At 72.6% G+C, this 16,925-nt stretch carries 18 protein-coding genes; 5 read left to right on the top strand and 13 right to left on the bottom strand.

Going from position 1 to position 16,925, the window contains the following annotated elements; translation table 11 throughout:
• Positions 1-46 precede the first annotated feature (46 nt).
• Positions 47-838: a DUF6518 family protein gene (locus ACULK2_RS03440; RefSeq protein WP_445968967.1), complete on the top strand. Its 792-nt coding sequence runs from the start codon at positions 47-49 to the stop codon at positions 836-838.
• Positions 839-874: 36 nt separating this feature from the next.
• On the top strand, positions 875-1,216 hold the full coding sequence (locus tag ACULK2_RS03435; protein WP_445968968.1) for a CHY zinc finger protein: 342 nt from the start codon (positions 875-877) through the stop codon (positions 1,214-1,216).
• Positions 1,217-1,261: 45 nt separating this feature from the next.
• Here ACULK2_RS03435 and ACULK2_RS03430 read toward each other — a convergent pair whose 3' ends face one another.
• From ACULK2_RS03430 to ACULK2_RS03405, 6 genes are all read right to left on the bottom strand, one after another.
• Positions 1,262-2,059 carry an alpha/beta fold hydrolase gene (locus ACULK2_RS03430; RefSeq protein WP_445968969.1) on the bottom strand — a complete coding sequence of 266 codons (798 nt, stop codon included), beginning with the start codon at positions 2,057-2,059 and terminating at the stop codon, positions 1,262-1,264.
• Positions 2,060-2,109: 50 nt separating this feature from the next.
• Positions 2,110-3,033 (bottom strand): potassium channel family protein, encoded by a 924-nt coding sequence (locus ACULK2_RS03425; protein ID WP_445968970.1) that lies wholly within the window; start codon positions 3,031-3,033, stop codon positions 2,110-2,112.
• Positions 3,034-3,042: 9 nt separating this feature from the next.
• Complete coding sequence (locus ACULK2_RS03420; RefSeq protein ID WP_445968971.1) at positions 3,043-3,957, bottom strand: bile acid:sodium symporter family protein; 915 nt, start codon at positions 3,955-3,957, stop codon at positions 3,043-3,045.
• 113 nt (positions 3,958-4,070) lie between these two features.
• Complete coding sequence (locus ACULK2_RS03415) at positions 4,071-4,571, bottom strand: bifunctional nuclease family protein (protein WP_445968972.1); 501 nt, start codon at positions 4,569-4,571, stop codon at positions 4,071-4,073.
• 79 nt (positions 4,572-4,650) lie between these two features.
• Positions 4,651-5,007, bottom strand: coding sequence for a three-helix bundle dimerization domain-containing protein (locus tag ACULK2_RS03410; protein ID WP_445968973.1), 357 nt, complete (start codon positions 5,005-5,007; stop codon positions 4,651-4,653).
• A gap of 62 nt (positions 5,008-5,069) precedes the next feature.
• On the bottom strand, positions 5,070-5,399 hold the full coding sequence (locus tag ACULK2_RS03405) for a nuclear transport factor 2 family protein (RefSeq protein ID WP_445968974.1): 330 nt from the start codon (positions 5,397-5,399) through the stop codon (positions 5,070-5,072).
• A gap of 116 nt (positions 5,400-5,515) precedes the next feature.
• Between ACULK2_RS03405 and ACULK2_RS03400 the strand changes: the two genes are divergently transcribed.
• The gene (locus ACULK2_RS03400; RefSeq protein WP_445968975.1) at positions 5,516-6,220 is read left to right on the top strand and encodes a YdeI/OmpD-associated family protein; all 705 of its coding nucleotides are present in this window, start codon (positions 5,516-5,518) and stop codon (positions 6,218-6,220) included.
• A 23-nt stretch (positions 6,221-6,243) separates the two neighbouring features.
• On the opposite strand, the gene ACULK2_RS03395 is transcribed toward ACULK2_RS03400, so the two are convergent.
• The 3 genes from ACULK2_RS03395 to ACULK2_RS03385 form a co-directional block, all read right to left on the bottom strand.
• Positions 6,244-7,029, bottom strand: coding sequence for a PspA/IM30 family protein (locus ACULK2_RS03395; protein ID WP_445968976.1), 786 nt, complete (start codon positions 7,027-7,029; stop codon positions 6,244-6,246).
• Positions 7,026-7,688 (bottom strand): hypothetical protein, encoded by a 663-nt coding sequence (locus ACULK2_RS03390; protein WP_445968977.1) that lies wholly within the window; start codon positions 7,686-7,688, stop codon positions 7,026-7,028. The genes ACULK2_RS03395 and ACULK2_RS03390 overlap by 4 nt, the downstream gene beginning before the upstream one ends.
• Before the next feature lie 263 nt (positions 7,689-7,951).
• A complete protein-coding gene (locus ACULK2_RS03385) occupies positions 7,952-9,499 on the bottom strand; it encodes an MFS transporter (RefSeq protein ID WP_445968978.1) in 1,548 nt (515 codons plus the stop codon).
• A 117-nt stretch (positions 9,500-9,616) separates the two neighbouring features.
• Between ACULK2_RS03385 and ACULK2_RS03380 the strand changes: the two genes are divergently transcribed.
• On the top strand, positions 9,617-9,973 hold the full coding sequence (locus tag ACULK2_RS03380) for an iron chaperone (RefSeq protein ID WP_445968979.1): 357 nt from the start codon (positions 9,617-9,619) through the stop codon (positions 9,971-9,973).
• 46 nt (positions 9,974-10,019) lie between these two features.
• Here ACULK2_RS03380 and speB read toward each other — a convergent pair whose 3' ends face one another.
• From speB to ACULK2_RS03360, 4 genes are read right to left on the bottom strand one after another with little or no spacing between them, the layout of a single operon-like run.
• Complete coding sequence (speB, locus tag ACULK2_RS03375) at positions 10,020-11,045, bottom strand: agmatinase (protein WP_445968980.1); 1,026 nt, start codon at positions 11,043-11,045, stop codon at positions 10,020-10,022.
• Positions 11,046-11,092: 47 nt separating this feature from the next.
• A complete protein-coding gene (locus ACULK2_RS03370; RefSeq protein ID WP_445968981.1) occupies positions 11,093-12,733 on the bottom strand; it encodes a thiamine pyrophosphate-binding protein in 1,641 nt (546 codons plus the stop codon).
• Positions 12,730-14,439 (bottom strand): amidohydrolase, encoded by a 1,710-nt coding sequence (locus tag ACULK2_RS03365; RefSeq protein WP_445968982.1) that lies wholly within the window; start codon positions 14,437-14,439, stop codon positions 12,730-12,732. The genes ACULK2_RS03370 and ACULK2_RS03365 overlap by 4 nt, the downstream gene beginning before the upstream one ends.
• Positions 14,436-15,758 (bottom strand): MFS transporter, encoded by a 1,323-nt coding sequence (locus tag ACULK2_RS03360; RefSeq protein WP_445968983.1) that lies wholly within the window; start codon positions 15,756-15,758, stop codon positions 14,436-14,438. Before ACULK2_RS03360 ends, ACULK2_RS03365 begins: the two co-directional genes overlap by 4 nt.
• 245 nt (positions 15,759-16,003) lie before the next feature.
• Here ACULK2_RS03360 and ACULK2_RS03355 point away from each other — a divergent pair, with 245 nt between their 5' ends.
• Complete coding sequence (locus tag ACULK2_RS03355; RefSeq protein ID WP_445968984.1) at positions 16,004-16,915, top strand: Lrp/AsnC family transcriptional regulator; 912 nt, start codon at positions 16,004-16,006, stop codon at positions 16,913-16,915.
• Positions 16,916-16,925 lie beyond the last annotated feature (10 nt).

Raw genomic sequence — 16,925 nt, 5'->3', positions numbered from 1 at the left:
CGAGCGGATGACGCGGGGCGGACCGATCGCGTCTAGCGTGCGGTGCATGGCACGACGGGCTGGTCCTCCTGCGGCGCCCCGCGCTGCGGCGCCCGGGGCGGGAGCGGCGGTGCCGGCAGGTCCGGGCGCGGGAACGTCGGCGCCGGCCGCTGCGCCGGTCCCGGTCGGCCCCGGCCCGGTCGGCCCGGTCCCGGTCGGCCCGGTCCCGGTCGTCCTCCGTGCACCGCGCCATCCGTGGTTCGCCGCCGCCCGGCGCATCCTGTTCGTCGTCGCCGTCGCGTTCGCGCTCGGCGCGCTCACCTCGTGGGGTCAGCTGCTGCTCCCGCCCGAGACCGCGTCGCTCGCGAACTCCGCCGGCGGGTGGACGATCCCGACCGCGATCCTGGTGCTGCTCCTCGCGCGAAGCACCCCGGAGGCGGTGATCGCGGGGGCCGCGGGCTTCGTCGCGCTGACGCTCGGCTACGCGGTCGCATCCGGATGGCGCGGCTTCGCGTTCGACCCCACGACCTGGGCGATCGTCGGCATGCTCGCCGGCCCGGTCATCGGGTGGGCGGCCCACGCGCTGCGGGGCCGCGGCATGCGGCTCGCCCTCGGCACGTCGGTGCTTGCGGGGGTGCTCGTCGGCGAGGGGGTCTACGGGCTCACGGTCGTCGCCGACACGACCAGCCCGGTGTGGTGGTGGATCGAACTCGGCGTCGGCGCCCTGACGCTCGCCGTCGGCGCCCTGCGCGTGCGGCCGTGGGGGCTCGCGCTCGTGGCGCTGCTCGGTACCGTGCTCGTGGCCGCGGCCTTCTGGTCGGCGTTCGTGCTGCTGCCGATCCTGGTGTTCCGCGGCTGAGCTGGTCTCGACGGATCGTCGGCGATGATGGAACGCATGTCCCACGACGAACCCGCCGCGCGACCCCGAGTGCTCGGCGCGGTCGTCGACGACGAGACGCGCTGCGTGCACTACCGCACCGAGGTCGACATCGTCGCGATCCGCTTCGCGTGCTGCGGCGAGTACTACCCGTGCCACCTGTGCCACGAGGAGGCGGCCGGGCACCCCGCACGGCAGTGGCCCGTCGCCGAGCGCGGCGAGCACGCCATCCTGTGCGGTGCCTGCGGGGACGAGCTGCCGATCGCGACCTACCTCGAGGTCGACGCGTGCCCCGGGTGCGGGGCGGCCTTCAACCCGCGCTGCCGGCTGCACGCGCACCTGTACTTCGAGACGGCCTGACCGCACGCGGGGCGGCGGGCGCGGCGGCCGCGCGCCGGCCGCGGCTCATCCGGCCGACAGGAACTCGATCGCCGTCGTCCGGAACTCCCGCGATCCGGGCGCGTTGAAGTGGTGCCGGCCGGGGATCTCGGCGAACGACCCGTCCGGCGTCGCCGCGGCCAATGCTCGCGACTGCTCGATGATGGCGTCCTCCGTGCCCGTGGCGAACAGGATCGGCTGCGGCGGCGGGTTCGACGGGTCGGGATCGGCGTCGCCGAGGCGCATGCCCTCGGCGAGCGCGACGAGTGCGAGCAGGTCGTTGCCGGCGACCCGCTCGGCGAGAGTGACGTAGTTGCGCGTGACCGGGTCCTCGACCGGCGTCCCGTGCTCGGCGTAGGCCCGCGCCTGTGCGATCTGCATGCGCGCCAGCGGCCGGCCGTCGGGGATGCCGCCGAGCACCGCGCGCTCGATGCGCTGCGGGACCTGCACCGCCGCCTGCCAGCCGACGCGGGCGCCGAGCGAGTAGCCCGCGTAGCGCACGGTGTCGACGAGGTAGGTGTCGAGGACGGTGACGAGGTCGTCGACGAACGCGTCCATGCCGTAGGCGGATGCCTCGTGCGGCGTGTCGCTCGCCCCGTGCCCGCGCTGGTCGACCCCGAGCACGCGGAACCCGGCGCGCAGCAGGTCGCGCACCCATCCGGTGCTCACCCAGTTGTCGCGACAGCTCGACGCGAAGCCGTGCACGCACAGGACGGTCGGCGCGTCCTCCTCGCCCCACGAGTACGTCGCGATCCGGCGCCCCTCCCCCGACATCACGAACTGCGGCGCGGGCATCTCGGTCAGGGCGGGGAACGCGGCATCCATGTCGGCCATTCTGCCCGGCCGCGCCGGGCGCGGGCCGGTGCCCGACCCGGTCAGTCGGACGCGCCGCCGGCGAGCCCGTCGACGGCGGCGGCGTGCTGGCGGTGCTGACGCGCGAACTCCATGAGCACCGCCTCGGTGTCCTCGGCGTGCCCGATGAAGCTCTCGCGCAGCACGTTCGCGTAGTCGTCGACGGCCTCCTCGAGCATCTGCCCGCTGTTGCGCACCGTGCGGTCGTCCGAGCGGCGCGCGACCTGCGCGAGGTGGCGGGCGTACGGCAGTTGCGCGGCGAGCGAGGCGACCGCCTCGTCCTCGGTGAAGTAGTAGGTCTCGGCGTTCTGCCACAGGTCGACGCGCGACTGCGCGAGGTCGGCTGTGAGCGAGTCGAGCAGGCCGCTCGAGGTCACGGACTCCATGTCGAGCACGTGCCCGGCGGTGTCGGCGCGACGGATCAGCGCGATCCGCAGCGCGAGGGCTCGCCGGCGTCCCAGCGCCGGGTACAGCTGGAGGAACCACGACACCGCGGCGGTGAGCAGTGCGAACCCGATGAGGCCCTGCAGCGGCGCGATCACCCGCAACCACGGCGCGACCGGGTAGACGTCGCCGAGCCCGAGCGTCGACATGCTCACGGTGGAGAAGTAGAGCGCCTCGAGCAACGCCGGATACGCCGAGGGGTCGATGCCGGGGTTGTACGCGAAGCCGTCGGGCACGAACGGCAGGTAGACGAGCCCCCAGCCGACGACCTGCATCGCCGCCCAGAGGGTGACGACCGCGACGGCCGCGAGCGGCCCGGCGAGCGTGCGGCCCCGCCGACCGAGGCTCGACGACAGGTTCCACGTCGATCGCGCGGTGAGATGCGAGACCCGCCCCCGCCCCGTCGGATGCAGCAGCGTGTGGAACACCTCGTAGAGGCCGAGCGCGATGAGGGCGACGCCCGCGACGATCTCGATGACCGCGACCACCGGGAGCACACTCACAGGGCCATGCTACGAGTGCGGGCTGACGGCCCCGTCCGACGGCTCCGGCTCGGCGCGGCTCGGGTCCGCGACATCCGGCCCCCTGCCACGGATGAGGAAGCCGAAGCCGAGCGCGACGAAGAACATGAGCACGCCGTAGACGGCCGCCGGCAGGCTCATCTCGACGCTGCCGATGACCGTCTGGGCGATCACGATCGCGAGGGTGGCGTTGTGGATGCCGATCTCGAACGAGGTCGCGATCGACTGGCGGCGCTCGACCCGGAGCAGGCGCGGGACGAGGTAGCCGATCCCGAGGCTCAGCAGGCAGAAGAGCACGGTGATGCCAGCCAGCCTGCCGAAGTTGTCGACGAGCAGTTGCAGGTTCGACGCGATGGCCCCGGCGATGACGACGACGAGGATCACGATCGACGCGATCCGGACCGGCCGATCCATCCGGTCGGCGAACGCGGGCTTCCAGCGCCGCACGAGCATGCCGGCGACCACGGGGAGCAGGACGATGGCGAAGACCTCGACGGTTTTCGCGAGCTGCAGGCCCAGCCCGTCGTCTCCGGGGAGGAAGTAGGCGATCGAGAGGTTCGCGATGAGCGGGAGCGTGAACACCGCGATCACGGAGTTGAGCGCCGTGAGCGAGATGTTCAGCGCGACATCGCCCCGGAACAGGTGCGAGTACAGGTTCGCGGTCGTCCCGCCGGGCGACGCGGCGAGCAGCATCATGCCGACCGCGAGCACCGGTGGCAGGTCGAACAGCAGGACGAGCCCGAAGCAGACGGCGGGAAGCAGGACCAGCTGGCAGGCGAGCGCGACGATCACCGCCTTCGGTTGCGTCGCGACCCGCGCGAAGTCGCGCGGGGTCAGGCTGAGGCCGAGGCCGAACATGATGACGCCCAGGGCGATCGGCAACCCGATCGTCGTCAGTGGACCCATTGATCACTCCTTCGTGAAGACGGTGCTCCACAGTCTGGAGTGCGCCGACGGGTCGTGTCACGCGCTCGGTCCCGGTCCGGCGCTCCCCGGGCCACCGCGCGCCGTGCGGGCGCTCAGCCCTGGAAGTCCTCCGGGTCGACGTCCTCGAGGAACTTCTTGAACTCCTCGAGCTTCTCCTCCTCCTCGCTGTCGTGGTGCTCGACCATCTCGGCGGGGATGCCTGCGTCATCCATGACCGCGTCGGCGACGAACAGCGGCGCCTCGACGCGAACGGCCATGCCGATGGCATCCGACGGCCGCGAATCGATGACGAGCGGACCCGTCGGGGTGACGAGCGTCAGTTCGGCGTAGAACGTGCCCTCCTCGATGCGGGTCACGTCGATCCGGTCGATCGTGCCGCCGACCGCCTCGATCAGGGTGACCATGAGGTCGTGCGTGAGCGGGCGCGGGGCGTGATCGCCGCCGAGGGCGATGAGGATGGAGGTCGCCTCCTGCTCGCCGATCCAGATCGGCAGCACCCGGCCCTCGCCCGACTCCTCGCCGAGCGGTTTCAGCAGGACGATGTGCTGCCGGGCCGCGTCGAGCGCGATCCCGAGGACGTTGACCTGGACCATGGCGCCTCCCGTTCGATCGTCGGGCGTGCTCCCGCAATCGTACGTCGGCCGGCTCCCGCCCACGCGGCGGAAGGTCCCGTCAGGACGCGCGCCCGCCGAGGTCGCCGAAGAGGAAGTCGCCGCCCTCGGCGTCGCCGCGCCGGGCGACCTCCATCGGATCGGCCTCGGAGCCGCCCGTGCGGCGCACCTGGTCGGCGGCGGCCAGCTCCGCGGCGTCCGGTTCGAGGCGGACGCTCGGCGCCTCGGTCTCCAGCCGCTTGCGCGACGCACGCTCGACGAGCACGGGGACGAAGTCGCGGACCGGTCGACCGTCGAACCGGTGGTGCTCCTCGTCGACGATCGCGTGGACGTGATCCTCGTCGAGGGAGGGGAAGCGCTCCAGCAGGCGTGCGACGACGTGCTCGACGGCCTGCTGCTCATCGGCCTCAGTGGTCATGGATGCAGTGTGCGCCGTCGCGTCGCGCTGTGCAAGGGGCGGCACGTCGCGACCAACCGTGGTCACGCGATGAGGAATCGCGCGATCAGCCCGTCCCGGAGGTCGAACGTGAAGAGGCCGGGCCCGTTGTAGCCGTCACCCGTGACGGTCACGTTCACCAGGTACTGCTCCGGCTTCCGGCCCTCCCGGATGCCGTGCACCTCGAAGTGGGCGTTCCTGCCGATGTTGTCGGTCTCGTTCCAGCTCGCGACGCCGTCGCGGCCGTGGAACTCGCGGCCCCAGTCGTTCAGGTACGCGTCCTCGGTGAAGGCGGCGACGAACCCCTCGGAGTCGCCGGCGTCGGTCGTGTCGACGAACGCCCGGATGGCGTCGGGCATGGCGGTGTCGGACATGGCCTCACCCTACGCCGACCGCCGGAGGACCGGCACGGGCGGATCGTTCGGGCCCGCGGAGGCGGGGTCGTCCGGTGCACCGGACCGACGTCGGCGGCCCCTGCCAGACTCGAGGCATGACCGGCACGATCGGCACACCCGGCGGCACGCCCGAGCGGCCCGCGATCTTCTTCTCGGGGCCCGCGGAGTTCCGCGCGTGGCTCGAGGCCAACCACGAGAGCGCGACCGAGTTGTGGATGGGCCTCTACAAGAAGGGCGCGCCCGAACGCGGGCTGACGTGGGAGGAGGCGGTGCCCGAGGCGCTGTGCTTCGGTTGGATCGACTCCGTGTCGCAGCGCATCGACGACGTCGCCCGCCGGCAGCGCTGGACGCCGCGCAAGCCGACGAGCGTCTGGTCGGCCGTGAACATCGCGCACGTCGAACGGCTCACGGCCGAGGGCCGGATGCGGCCGGCCGGCATCGCCGCGTTCGAACGACGTCGCGACGACCGCTCGTCGATCTACTCGTTCGAGAACCCCGAACAGGCCCTGCCGCCCGAGTTCACGGCCATGCTCGAGGCGGATGCCGCGGCATCCGCCTTCTGGGAGGTGGCCACGCCGAGCTACCGCAAGCTCGTCGTGCACTGGGTGGTCTCGGCGAAGCAGGCGGCCACGCGCGAGCGGCGGATGTCGCAGCTCGTCGAGCACAGCGCGGCCGGGCAGCTCGTGCCGCCTCAGCGCTACGGCGACGTGCCGAAGTGGGTCGAGCGGGCCGCGGCGGCGGCACGCGCGGCGTCGGGCGAGGGAGATAGCGCGGCCGGGGCCGGCCCCGAGCCGTCCTGAGACCGGAGCCGACCCGGCCGGGGTCAGTTCGTCGGGCCCTGCCCGATGCTCAGCCAGCCGTTCGCCCCGTCGTCGACGCGTCCGGCCGCAGCGCCGTCCGCGGCGCCGGTGCCCGCGGCTCCCTTCATCGACTGGAGCTGGCGGTCCACCTCGGCCTGTGCCGAGAGCGCGGCGAGCTGCCGCTCGATGTCGGCGTCGGGTGCCGCGGTGAGGTCCTTCAGGACCCCGCTCGAGAGCAGTTCGTCGGTCGCGGCGGCGCGCGCCTGCATCTGAGCGACCCGGTCGCGGGCCCGGTCGAGGCTCGTGCCGATGTCGTCGATGTTCCGGCTGAGCCCGGCGACGGCCTCGTTCGCCCGCACCTGCGCGGCCGACGCGGTGTAGGTCGCCTTGATGGTCTCCTTCTCGACGCGGAACGCCGCGATCTGGTCGGCGAGCCGACGCTCGCGCTCCTGCAGCTGCGCCGCCTGGGTCTCGAGCGACGTGTACTGCGTCCGCAGCTTCGAGACCTCGCCCTCGAGGAGCGCCCGGCGCTCGAGTGCCACGCGCGCGAGGTCCTCATGGCCCTGCGCCAACGCATCCCGCGCCTGCGCGCCGAGGCGCTGGTAGCGCGCACCCATCTCCTGGCCCTGCAGCTCGATGCGCTTCTTCGCCGTCGCGACCTCGGCGACCGCGCGGCGCACCTCGTGCAGGAGCTTCACCTGCTGGTCGTAGCTGTCGTCGAGGGTGTCGCGCGGGTCCTCGATCTTGTCGAGGGCCTTGGTGGTCTTGCTCCGGAAGATGGTCCGCATCCGGGAGGTGTTGTCGCTCATGGTCGGTTCCCCTTGTCTCGGACTGGTGAGCTGGCGGGTTCGGTGATTCGGAGGGCGGCGTCGCCGGATGCCGCCGGGTGCCCGGTGGGCTCGGCGAGATCGCGCAGGGTGAGGGCGTGCAGCTCCTCGACGCCCGCGTGCAGGGCGGCGACCTCGCGGTCGATGTCGGCCCGCAGGACCGACAGCCCGTCGTCGGAGGCGCCGGCGAGCCCGGACGCCACCGCGGAGCGGATGCGCCGGACGAGCGCCTCGACCTGGGCGACGCGCTCGGTCGCACGCGGGAGCTCGACGGCGAGCACCGACCGGTCGATCTCGCTCTCCATCAGGCGAAGCTGCGCATCGAGGGAGGCACCCTCCTCCGTGATGCGTCGGAAGATGCCGGGCAGCTCCCCGTGCGGGCCGGGGCTGCGCGCCGAGAGCTCGACGGCCGCCTGCCCGCTCGCGAGGGCGTCGTCGAGACGCACGCGCAGGTCGAGGATGCGTCGCTGCGGCCCGCGGCTGACCCGTGCCTTCCCGCGCAGCAGGGCGCCGTCGACGCGACGGCTGCGGCGGATGCGGCGGTAGACGTGACGCACGACGAGTACGAGCGTGACGAAGCTCGCGATCCCGAGCAGCACGATGATGCCGAGGGCCGCGAGCACGACCTCGAGCCCGCTCATCGCCGACTCCCACGTCGGTTCGCTCCCGACCTCCTGCGGTCATCCAGGTCCATGCGCCCGCCCCTCCCGTCGCCTCGTCGCTGCGGACTCGCGTCGACGGCGACGCGATATAGCGCGAGTCGACGCGATATATCGCAATCTACGCCACGTCGGGCGGAAACGTTAGTGCAGGATGCGAATTCGCAGGGTGGCCGAGACGCCGCATGCCCCCGCCGGGCGCGGCGGATCGCACGCACGCCGCTCCGCCGACCCGGTGTCGCGCCTCAGCGACGCCCGCCGGCCGCCGGCTCCGTCGCCGGACCGGCGGAGCCGTCCGGCGGCACCAGCGTGTGCGACAGCGATGCCGCCGCGGCCGCGACCTCGAACTCGCCGGGGCGACGGCGCACCTGCCGCGCGACGAGGAAGACGAGGCCGATGCCGAGCACGCACCAGATGCCCATCGAGATCGACGCCCACGAGAACGCGTCGGCGAGGGCCGCGGCATCCGTCTCACCGGCCTCGACCCTGCGGCTGCTCACGCCGCCGTACACCGACGCGACGATGGCCGTCATCACGGCCGCGCCGACGTAGCGGGCCATGTTGGACACCCCCGAGGCCGCACCCACCTCGCGCGGTTCGACGGCCGCGGTCGACAGCGACGAGCACGGGCCGTTCTGCAGGCTCATGCCCGCCGCGACGGCGACGAGCGGAAGGACGAACATGCCGTACCCCCACGACTCCTGCACGAACGCGAGCGCGGCGAACGCCGCCGACATGATGACGAAGCCGAGCGCGATCGTGGTGCGGGCACCGATCCGCCCGACGATCGGCGTGATGAGCGGCGAGAGCACCACGGCCGCCGCCGCGACCGGCAGCGTCGCGAGACCGGCCTGGAAGGCGTCCATGCCGAGCGTCGACGGGTCCTGGAAGTACAGGCTGACGACGTACATGATCGCGTTGATCGTGCCCGAGCCGAGGAGGATCGAGAGCGTCGCGCCGACGAGGACCACGTTCCGCAGCAGCTTCAGGTCGAGGAGCGGCGCCGCGACCCGTCGTTCGACCACGACGAACCCGATGGTCGCGGCGATCGTGATGGCGAAGCATCCGAGGGTCTGCCACGACAGCCAGCCCCAGGCGCTGCCGTTCGTGAGCGCGAAGATGAGCGGCGCGAGGATGGCGGCGATGAGGATCGTGCCCGCGATGTCGATCGAGCGGGAACGGGTCGGGTCGTTGGATTCCCGCACGGCGAGGAGCGTGACGGGCACGCAGGCCGCGGCGATCGCGGCGTCGATCCAGAAGAGGCCCTGCCAGCCGAGCGTCGAGGCGAGCAGGCCGCCGACGAGCGGGCCTGCGGCGGCTCCGACCGCGGACGCCGCGCCCCACAGCGTCACGGCGCGCAGCTGCGCCTTCCCGGAGTTCGCCGCGGAGAGCAGGCTCATGCCGCACGCGAGGATCGTCGCTCCCGCCGCGCCCTGGATGCATCGGCCGACGATGACCCCGAGGCCCTCCTGCGAGAGCGCGATGAACACGCACGAGGCGATGAACAGGAACAGGCCGCCGAGGAAGATCCGTCGTCGCCCGAAGACGTCGCCGAGGGACCCCGACGTGACGATGACCGCCGCGCCCACGAGCGAGTAGCCCGTCACGGCCCACTGCAGCGTGTCGGTCGGCGTGCCCGTGTCCTCGGAGATCGCCGGGATCAGGATCGACACCGCCGACGTGTTCGCATTCACCACCAGCGCCGACACGCACGTCGCGATGAGCGCGCCGAGCGCGTAGCGCTTCGCGGAGTCCGTCGTCGCGGCTCCGCCCGTCTCCGTCGTCTCCCCCATGCGGCCTTCCTACCACTCGAGGTGAGCCCGCGAACAGGGACCTTGGCGGGTCGGATGTCGCGTTCGCGTGCCGCGCGCCTGGTGACGGGCCGTGCGTGCGGGTGCCAGCCTGACGTCATGGCAGCGCAGACCGTCGACGAGTACGTCGCCTCCTTCCCCGATGACGTCGCCGAGCGACTCCGGAAGGTGCGGGCGGCGATCCTCGCCGAGGTGCCCGAGCCCGTGGAGAAGATGCGGTACGGCATCGCCGCGGTCATGCTCGGTGGGCGCTACGCGCTCCACTTCGCCGGCTGGAAGCAGCACATCGGGATCTACCCCGTGCCGACGCTGCCCGAGCCGCTCGAGTCCGAGGTCGAGCCGTACCGATCGGGGGCGGACTCGGTGACGTTCCGGCACCGCGACGAGCTGCCCGTCGAGCTCGTCGGGCGCATCGCGGCGGCGATCGTCGCGCAGCGCGCGGCGGCCGACGGCTGACGGCGGGCTCGAGTCGGGCGCGCCGCCGCTGCGGGCCGCCGCACTCTCAGCGGGCCGAAGCCGGCCGCCTTCCGCTGCGCGGCGCCATCGCGCTGATCAGCTCGTACGCGACGTGCGAGGCCGCGACGGCGGTGAGCTGCGCGTGGTCGTAGGCGGGGGCGACCTCGACGACGTCGGCCCCCACGATCCGCTTGTCGGCGAGCGCCCGCAGGATGCGCAGGAGCTCGCGACTCGTCAGGCCGCCGGCCTCCGGCGTCCCCGTGCCCGGGGCGTGCGCGGGATCGAGCACGTCGATGTCGATCGAGATGTACAGCGGCGCGTCGCCGATGCGCGTGCGGATGCGCTCGATGGCCGCGGCCACTCCGTGCACCTCGAGGTCCTCGCTCGTGACGATCGCGAAGCCGAGACGCTCGTCGTCGGCGAGGTCCTCGATGCCGTAGAGCGGGCCGCGCGTGCCGACGTGCATGCTCGCGTCGAGGTCGATGATGCCCTCCTCGGACGCCCGCCGGAACGGCGTGCCGTGCGTCACGGGGGCGCCGAAGTAGGTGTCCCAGGTGTCGAGGTGCGCGTCGAAGTGGAGCACCGCGACCGGGCCGTGCTTGGCGTGCACCGCACGCAGCAGCGGCAGCGCGACGGTGTGGTCGCCGCCGATCACGAGAAGCCGGTCGGCGCGCTCGTCGAGCGCGCGGGCGCCGCGCTCGATCTCGGCCACCGCCTCGTCGATGCTGAACGGGTTGACGGCGAGGTCGCCGGCATCCGCCACCTGCTGAGCGGCGAACGGCGAGACGTCCTGCGACGGGTTGTACGGCCGGAGCAGGCGCGACGCCTCGCGGACGTGGGCCGGCCCGAAGCGCGCTCCCGGCCGGTAGCTCACCCCGCTGTCGAACGGGATGCCGACGACGGCGACGTCGGCCCGCGGGACATCCTCGAGGCGCGGCAGCCGAGCGAACGTGGCGATCCCGGCGAAGCGCGGGACGCGGCTCGCGTCGACGGGGCCGACGGGCGACGCGGCGGGCGAGCCGGTCGAGGCGGATGCCGCGGCATCCGGGTGCTCGGGGTTCGGGTCGTGCATGTCGATTCCTCTCGGAGTGCTGCAGTCGGAGCGCGGGCGGAGACCGGTCACAGCCGTGACTGCCGGATGTGCAGGAGCCGGACGCCGCCCGCGGCGATCGCCTCGCGGATCGCGTCGCCGAGCTCGTCCTCGTGGTCCACTCGCACGCCGCTCGCACCGAAGGCGGTCGCGAGGGCGGCCCAATCGGGTTGGACGAGGTCGACGCCGATCGGGCGGATGCCGCGATCGAGCTCGTTCTGCCTGATCTCGGCGTAGCCGCCGTTGTCGACGCACACGACCGTCAGGTCGAGGCGCTGCTCGACCGCGGTCATCAGCTCGTTGACGGCGAACATGAGCGCGCCGTCGCCGATCACGGCGACCACCGGTCGGTCGTCGCGGGCGACGCGCGCGCCGATCGCTGCGGGCAGGCCGTAGCCGAGCGTGGCGTAGGTGGGCGTGTAGAGCAGCGAGTGGGGGCTCGACCGGCGCAGCACGTTGGCGAGCGCGAGGTAGACGATCTGCGAGGAGTCGCCGGCGACGATCGCGTCCTCCGGCAGCGCCTCGGCGATGCGCTCCGCGAGCGCCACGTCGTCCGGCGCCGCCCGTCGCGTCTCCTCCTCGATCGCGCGCCGCGCGCCGGCCAGGTCGGGCGCCGGCCGCGGGCCGCCGGGCAGCGCCTCGAGCAGCGCGTCGACCACCGCGGCGCACTCGCCGACGATGCCGACGGTCGCCTCGAGGTTCTTGTGCACCTGGGCCTCGGAGCGGTCGACGCGGACGACCCGCCCTCGCGCCTCGAGCCGCGGCGCCCACAGCTCGGCCTCGCCGAGCTTGGAGCCGAGCACGACGAGCACGTCGGCCGCCTCGGCGACCTCGCGCGCGGCGGCGAGCCGGAGGTTCGAACCGAGCGAGAGCGGGTGGTGCTCGTCGAGCGTGCCCTTGCCGTTGAGCGTGGTCAGCACCGGCGCGCCGAGGCGTTCGGCGAGCGCGGTGACTTCGAGCACGGCCCGCGTCGCGCCGCCGCCCGCGACGATGACGGGCGACTCGGCTCCGGCGAGCAACTCGGCGGCCGCTCGGATCGCCGCGGCCTCGCCGCGCTCGGGCGCGGGTGCCGGGCGCGCCGCCCGCTCGACGGCGGGCACATCGGCCGGCGCCTCGAGCACGTCGAGCGGGACCTCGATGTGGACGGGGCGCGGCCGGCCGGAGCGGAAGAGCTCGAACGCGTCGTGCACGGCCTCGACCGCCTCGGCGGCGTCGGTCACGCGACGCGACCACTCGGCGATCGCGCCGACCATGCCCGAGGCGTCCTTCGTCTCGTGGAGCGTGCCGACGTCGCGGAACTCCTCGCCGAGCGGCACGCCGGGCGAGAGCACGATGAGCGGCCGCGACTCGCAGAACGCCGTGCCGATGGCGCTCATCGCGTTCTGGAGGCCCGGGCCCGAGGTCGTGATGACGACACCGGGCAGCCCGGTCTGCTGCGCCCAGCCGTCGGCGCCGTACCCCGAGCCCTGCTCGTGCCGGTTCGTGACCGCGCGGATGCCGAGCTCGGCGAGCGGGCGGTAGAACTCGAGGTTGTGCGTGCCCGGGATGCCGAAGATCGTCGTCACGCCGTAGGCGCGGATGGTCTCCAGGACCGCCCGGCCTGCGGTGTCGGCGTACCGCTCGGCCGTCTCGCCGCGTGCTTCGTCCATGATCATCATCGCCTCGTTCATGCCGGGACCGCCTCCTTCAGCGCCGCGGTCGATGCGTTCTCCAGCACGTACCGCGGCTCGCCGCCCACCCAGGTCTGGAGCACCGCGATCTCGGCGATCCGCTCGGGCTCGACCGCGAGCGGGTCGTCGGCGAGCACGGCGAAGTCGGCGACCTTGCCGACCTCGAGCGAACCGAGGTCGTCCTCGCGGCCGAGCGAGGCGGCACCCTCGTAGGTGTGCGCGCGCAACGCGGCGAGCGCCGAGATCCGCAGGTCGCCGGGGCCGAGCGAGTTGCCGCGGCGGGTCACCCTCGTGACCGCGGCCTGGACGGCCTCGAGCGGGATCGGGTCGGCGACCGGCGCGTCCGACGAGATCGTCATCGGCACGCCGGCGCGCTCGAACTCGCCGAGCGGATTGAACCGCTCCCCCGGGGTGCCGATCGCGTGCTCCACGCCCTCGCCCCAGTTGTAGTAGTGCTGCGGCTGGTTCACGGGACGGATGCCGGCAGCCGCCATCCGCTCGATCTGCTCGCCGGTCGGCAGGCCGCAGTGCTCGATCCGATGACGCGCGTCGTCGTCGGGGCGCTCGGCGAGGGCGGCCTCGATCGCCGCCACGACCATCTCGATGGCCGTCGGCGACTGCGCATGCGTCGCGGTCTGCAGGCCGGCCACGTGGGCCCTCCGGATCAGCTCCGCGTAGGCGGCGGGCTCGTGGTAGAGCTGGCCGGTCCGGCACGGGTCGCCGACGTAGCCGTCGGGGAAGTAGGCGGTCCAGCCGCCGAGCGTGCCGTCCGCGTAGAACTTGATGCCCGCGAAGCTGAGGTGCGCGTTGCCGAACTGGCCCACGAGTCCCATCTCGAGGGCCTCGTCGAGCAGGTGCGAGAGCAGGTACATCGACACGCGCAGCTCGAGACGACCGGCCTCGGCGAGCCGGAGGTACATGTCGAACTCGCGACGCGACACCTGGGCATCGCCGATCGTGGTGACGCCTCCCGCGAGGAAGCGCTGCGTCGCGACGTCGAGCTGGCGCAGGTGCTCCTCGGGCTCGTCGCCGAGGTGGAAGTTCGGCCCGTGGTGGCCGACGTTCACGCCGTGCACGCCGGTGAGGATGTTGCACGCGGCATCCGACAGTTCGCCCGTGAGTTCGCCGTCGGCGTCGCGGAAGAACTCGCCGCCCGCCGGATTCGGCGTCTCGCGGTCGACGCCGTTGACCTCGAAGGTGTACGAGTTCACGACCCCGCCGTGGCCGGACGCGTTCATCAGGTACACCTCGCGGTCGGTCGCGACCTCGTCGAGCTCGAACCGGGTGGGGTGCCGTTGCTCGACGAGGTTGCGGTGCTCGTAGCCGTAGCCGCGCACGGGACGCCCTGCCGGCAGGTCGGCCGCCGCGGCCTTCAGCAGTGCCACGATCTCGGGGATGCTGTCCGCCTTCGCCGGCCCGCAGTCGACCCACGTCATCATCTGCCCGTACATGAGCGGGTGCGCGTGCGCGTCGACGAACCCGGGCACCACGATCGCGTCGCCCAGGTCGACGCGCTCCGCCGCGAGCCCTGCGGCCTCGGCGGCGCCCTCGCACTCGGCGGTCGAGCCGATCGCGAGGATGCGCCCGCGGTCGATCAGCATCGCCGTGGCCGTCGTCGAGGCCTCGTCGACGGTGTGGATGGCGCGGGCCGTGACGATCCGGGGTCCGGCCTGGTCGGGCCGGTCGAAGGCGGCGAGCTTCCTCATGGCCGGGTGATCCCCGTCGTGTCGGTGCGGGCGGTGAACGACGCCGTCGCGGGCGCCTCGTCGGAGTGCTGCGGCGCGAGCCTCGTGCAGATCCCGGCGAGCACGGCCATCGCGGTGAACATGCCGATGACCGACCAGATGTCCCCGGTCCACGCGATGAGCTGCGTCGCGAACCACGGCGAGAACCCGGCCCAGATCGCCGCGCCGACGCCGTAGGAGAGCGCGATCGACGTGTACCGCGCCTGCGGGCGGAACATCTGCGCGAGGATCGCGGCGATCGGCGCGTAGGTGGCGCTCATCGCGATGCGCACGAGCGACGCGAACAGGAAGATGAGCGGCTCGACGCGGCCCGGCAGGATCAGCATGAACGGCGCGAACGTGAGAACCGAGGTCACGAGGCCGAGGTACATGACGTTCTTGCGGCCCCACTTGTCGCCGAGCCACGCGACGGGCAGCGTGACGACGAACTCGATGAAGGAGGCGATCGTCATCGCGTCGAGGATCACCTGGGCGTCGATCGAGATCGGCGCGCCCGTCGCGTACGCGGTGGCGAACGTCGTGGCGAGGTAGTAGCCGCCGGTCGAGATCGGCAGCAGGCCGATGCCGAGGAGGATCGGCTTCCAGTTGTTCCGCAGGGCGAATGCGAGGGGCATGGACTGCTGGCGTCCCTCGATCTTCTGCTCGAAGACCGGCGACTCCTCGACCCGGTAGCGGACCCAGAGGCCGACGCCGATGAGGACGATCGAGAGCAGGAACGGGATGCGCCATCCGCCGTTGATGATGAAGTCGTCGCCGAAGCGCGTCATGATCGCGAACACGCCGGAGGCGAGCAGCGCACCGGCCGGGTTGCCGAGCTGCGTGAAGCCGCCGTAGAACGTCTTCGACTTCTCGGGCGCGTGCTCGACGCTCATGAGCACCGCGCCACCCCACTCGCCGCCGACCGCGAGGCCCTGGAGCGCCCGCAGCAGCACGAGCAGGATCGGCGCCATGATGCCGATCGTCTCGTAGGTCGGCAGGCAGCCGACGAGCACGGTCGCGACGCCCATGAGGAGCAGCGTGATCACGAGCGACACGCGGCGCCCGAGCTTGTCGCCGATGTGGCCGAAGAGGATGCCGCCGAACGGCCGGACGAGGAAGGCGATCGCGAACGTGGCGAAGGCGGCGGCGGTCTCGGCGAGGGGATCCTCGCTCGGGAAGAACAGCGGCCCGAAGACGAGCGCCGCCGCGGTGGCGTAGACGTAGAAGTCGTACCACTCGATCGTGGTGCCGACGAAGGCGGCGAGGCCGGCGCGCCTGGCTCGGCTGTGCGTGGAGGTCATGACCGCTCCTTTGCGGGTGGGTGGGGTGCCGGTCGGTCGGTGCCGACGTGGCGGGCGACGGGTTGGATGCTACGAGCGCCCGCATCGCGCGGCAAGCGCGGAACTCCAGCACGACGCGAGAACGACTGGAGTTCTGCTCGCAGATCCGCGCATTCGTCGCTTCGCGTCCGCCCAGACAGCCCGTAGGCTGGTGATATGTCAGAGTTTCCGAGCGTTCGAGGGAATCTCGGCGAATCGGGCCGCACGTGGTGAACTTCGACGCCGAGCTCGTTCGCGCGCTGCAGGACGACGGTCGCGCGAGCATCCACGATCTGGCGGCCGAACTCGGGCAGTCGCGCGCCGCGGTGTCCGCGCGGCTTCGCGGGATGCTCGCGGACGGCACCGTGCGCGTCGTCGCCGCCGTGGATCCGGCGTTCCTCGGGCAGAACGTGCTCGCCCATGTGTCGATCCGCACCGACGGGACCACCGAACCGGTGGCCGAGCACCTCCGCGGCCTCTCCGAGACGGTGCTCGTCTCGGCGGTCGGCGGCGTGCACGACCTGGTCACCGAGATCCGGCTCGGCTCCATGCCCGCGCTGCACCACCTGCTGGCGCAGATCCGCGCGCTTCCGCGCGTCGTCGACATCACCACGCTCATCTACTCGACCGTGATCAAGGGATTCTTCGTCTCCGAGTACCGTGGCGGCCTTCGGATCGACGCCACCGATGCCGCGCTGATCGAGCAGTTGCAGCGCGACGGCCGCGCGAGCTTCCGGGCCCTCGGCGAGGCCGTGCGACTCTCGCCGTCGGCGGTTGCGACCCGGGTCGATCGGCTCATCGCCGGCGGGGTCATCAAGATCAGCGCCGTCGAGGCGCGCGGACTCGCCCAGCGACAGCTCTCGCTCGGCGTCGGTCTGAACCTCGCCGGCGACGACGACACGGTCATCGAGGCGATCAGGGGGTGGCGCGGGGTCGACTTCGCCGCACGCACGCTCGGTCGCTTCGACCTGATCATGACGCTCGTCGAACCGTCGGCCGGGGCCCTCTACGCGAGCCTCGAACGCATCCGAGCCCTCCCCGGCGTCAGCCGCACCGAGGCCTGGTTCCACCTCGCGGTCCTCAAGGAGGACTACGCGCGCACGCTCCGCCCCGCGGACGTGCTCGCCGCGGGGCGCTGAGCCGGGAGCG

It is taken from the genome of Agromyces molybdatiresistens, from assembly GCF_052748445.2.
The sequence above is the reverse complement of the archived record's forward strand: the minus strand, read 5'-3'. Positions and strand labels throughout refer to the sequence as shown.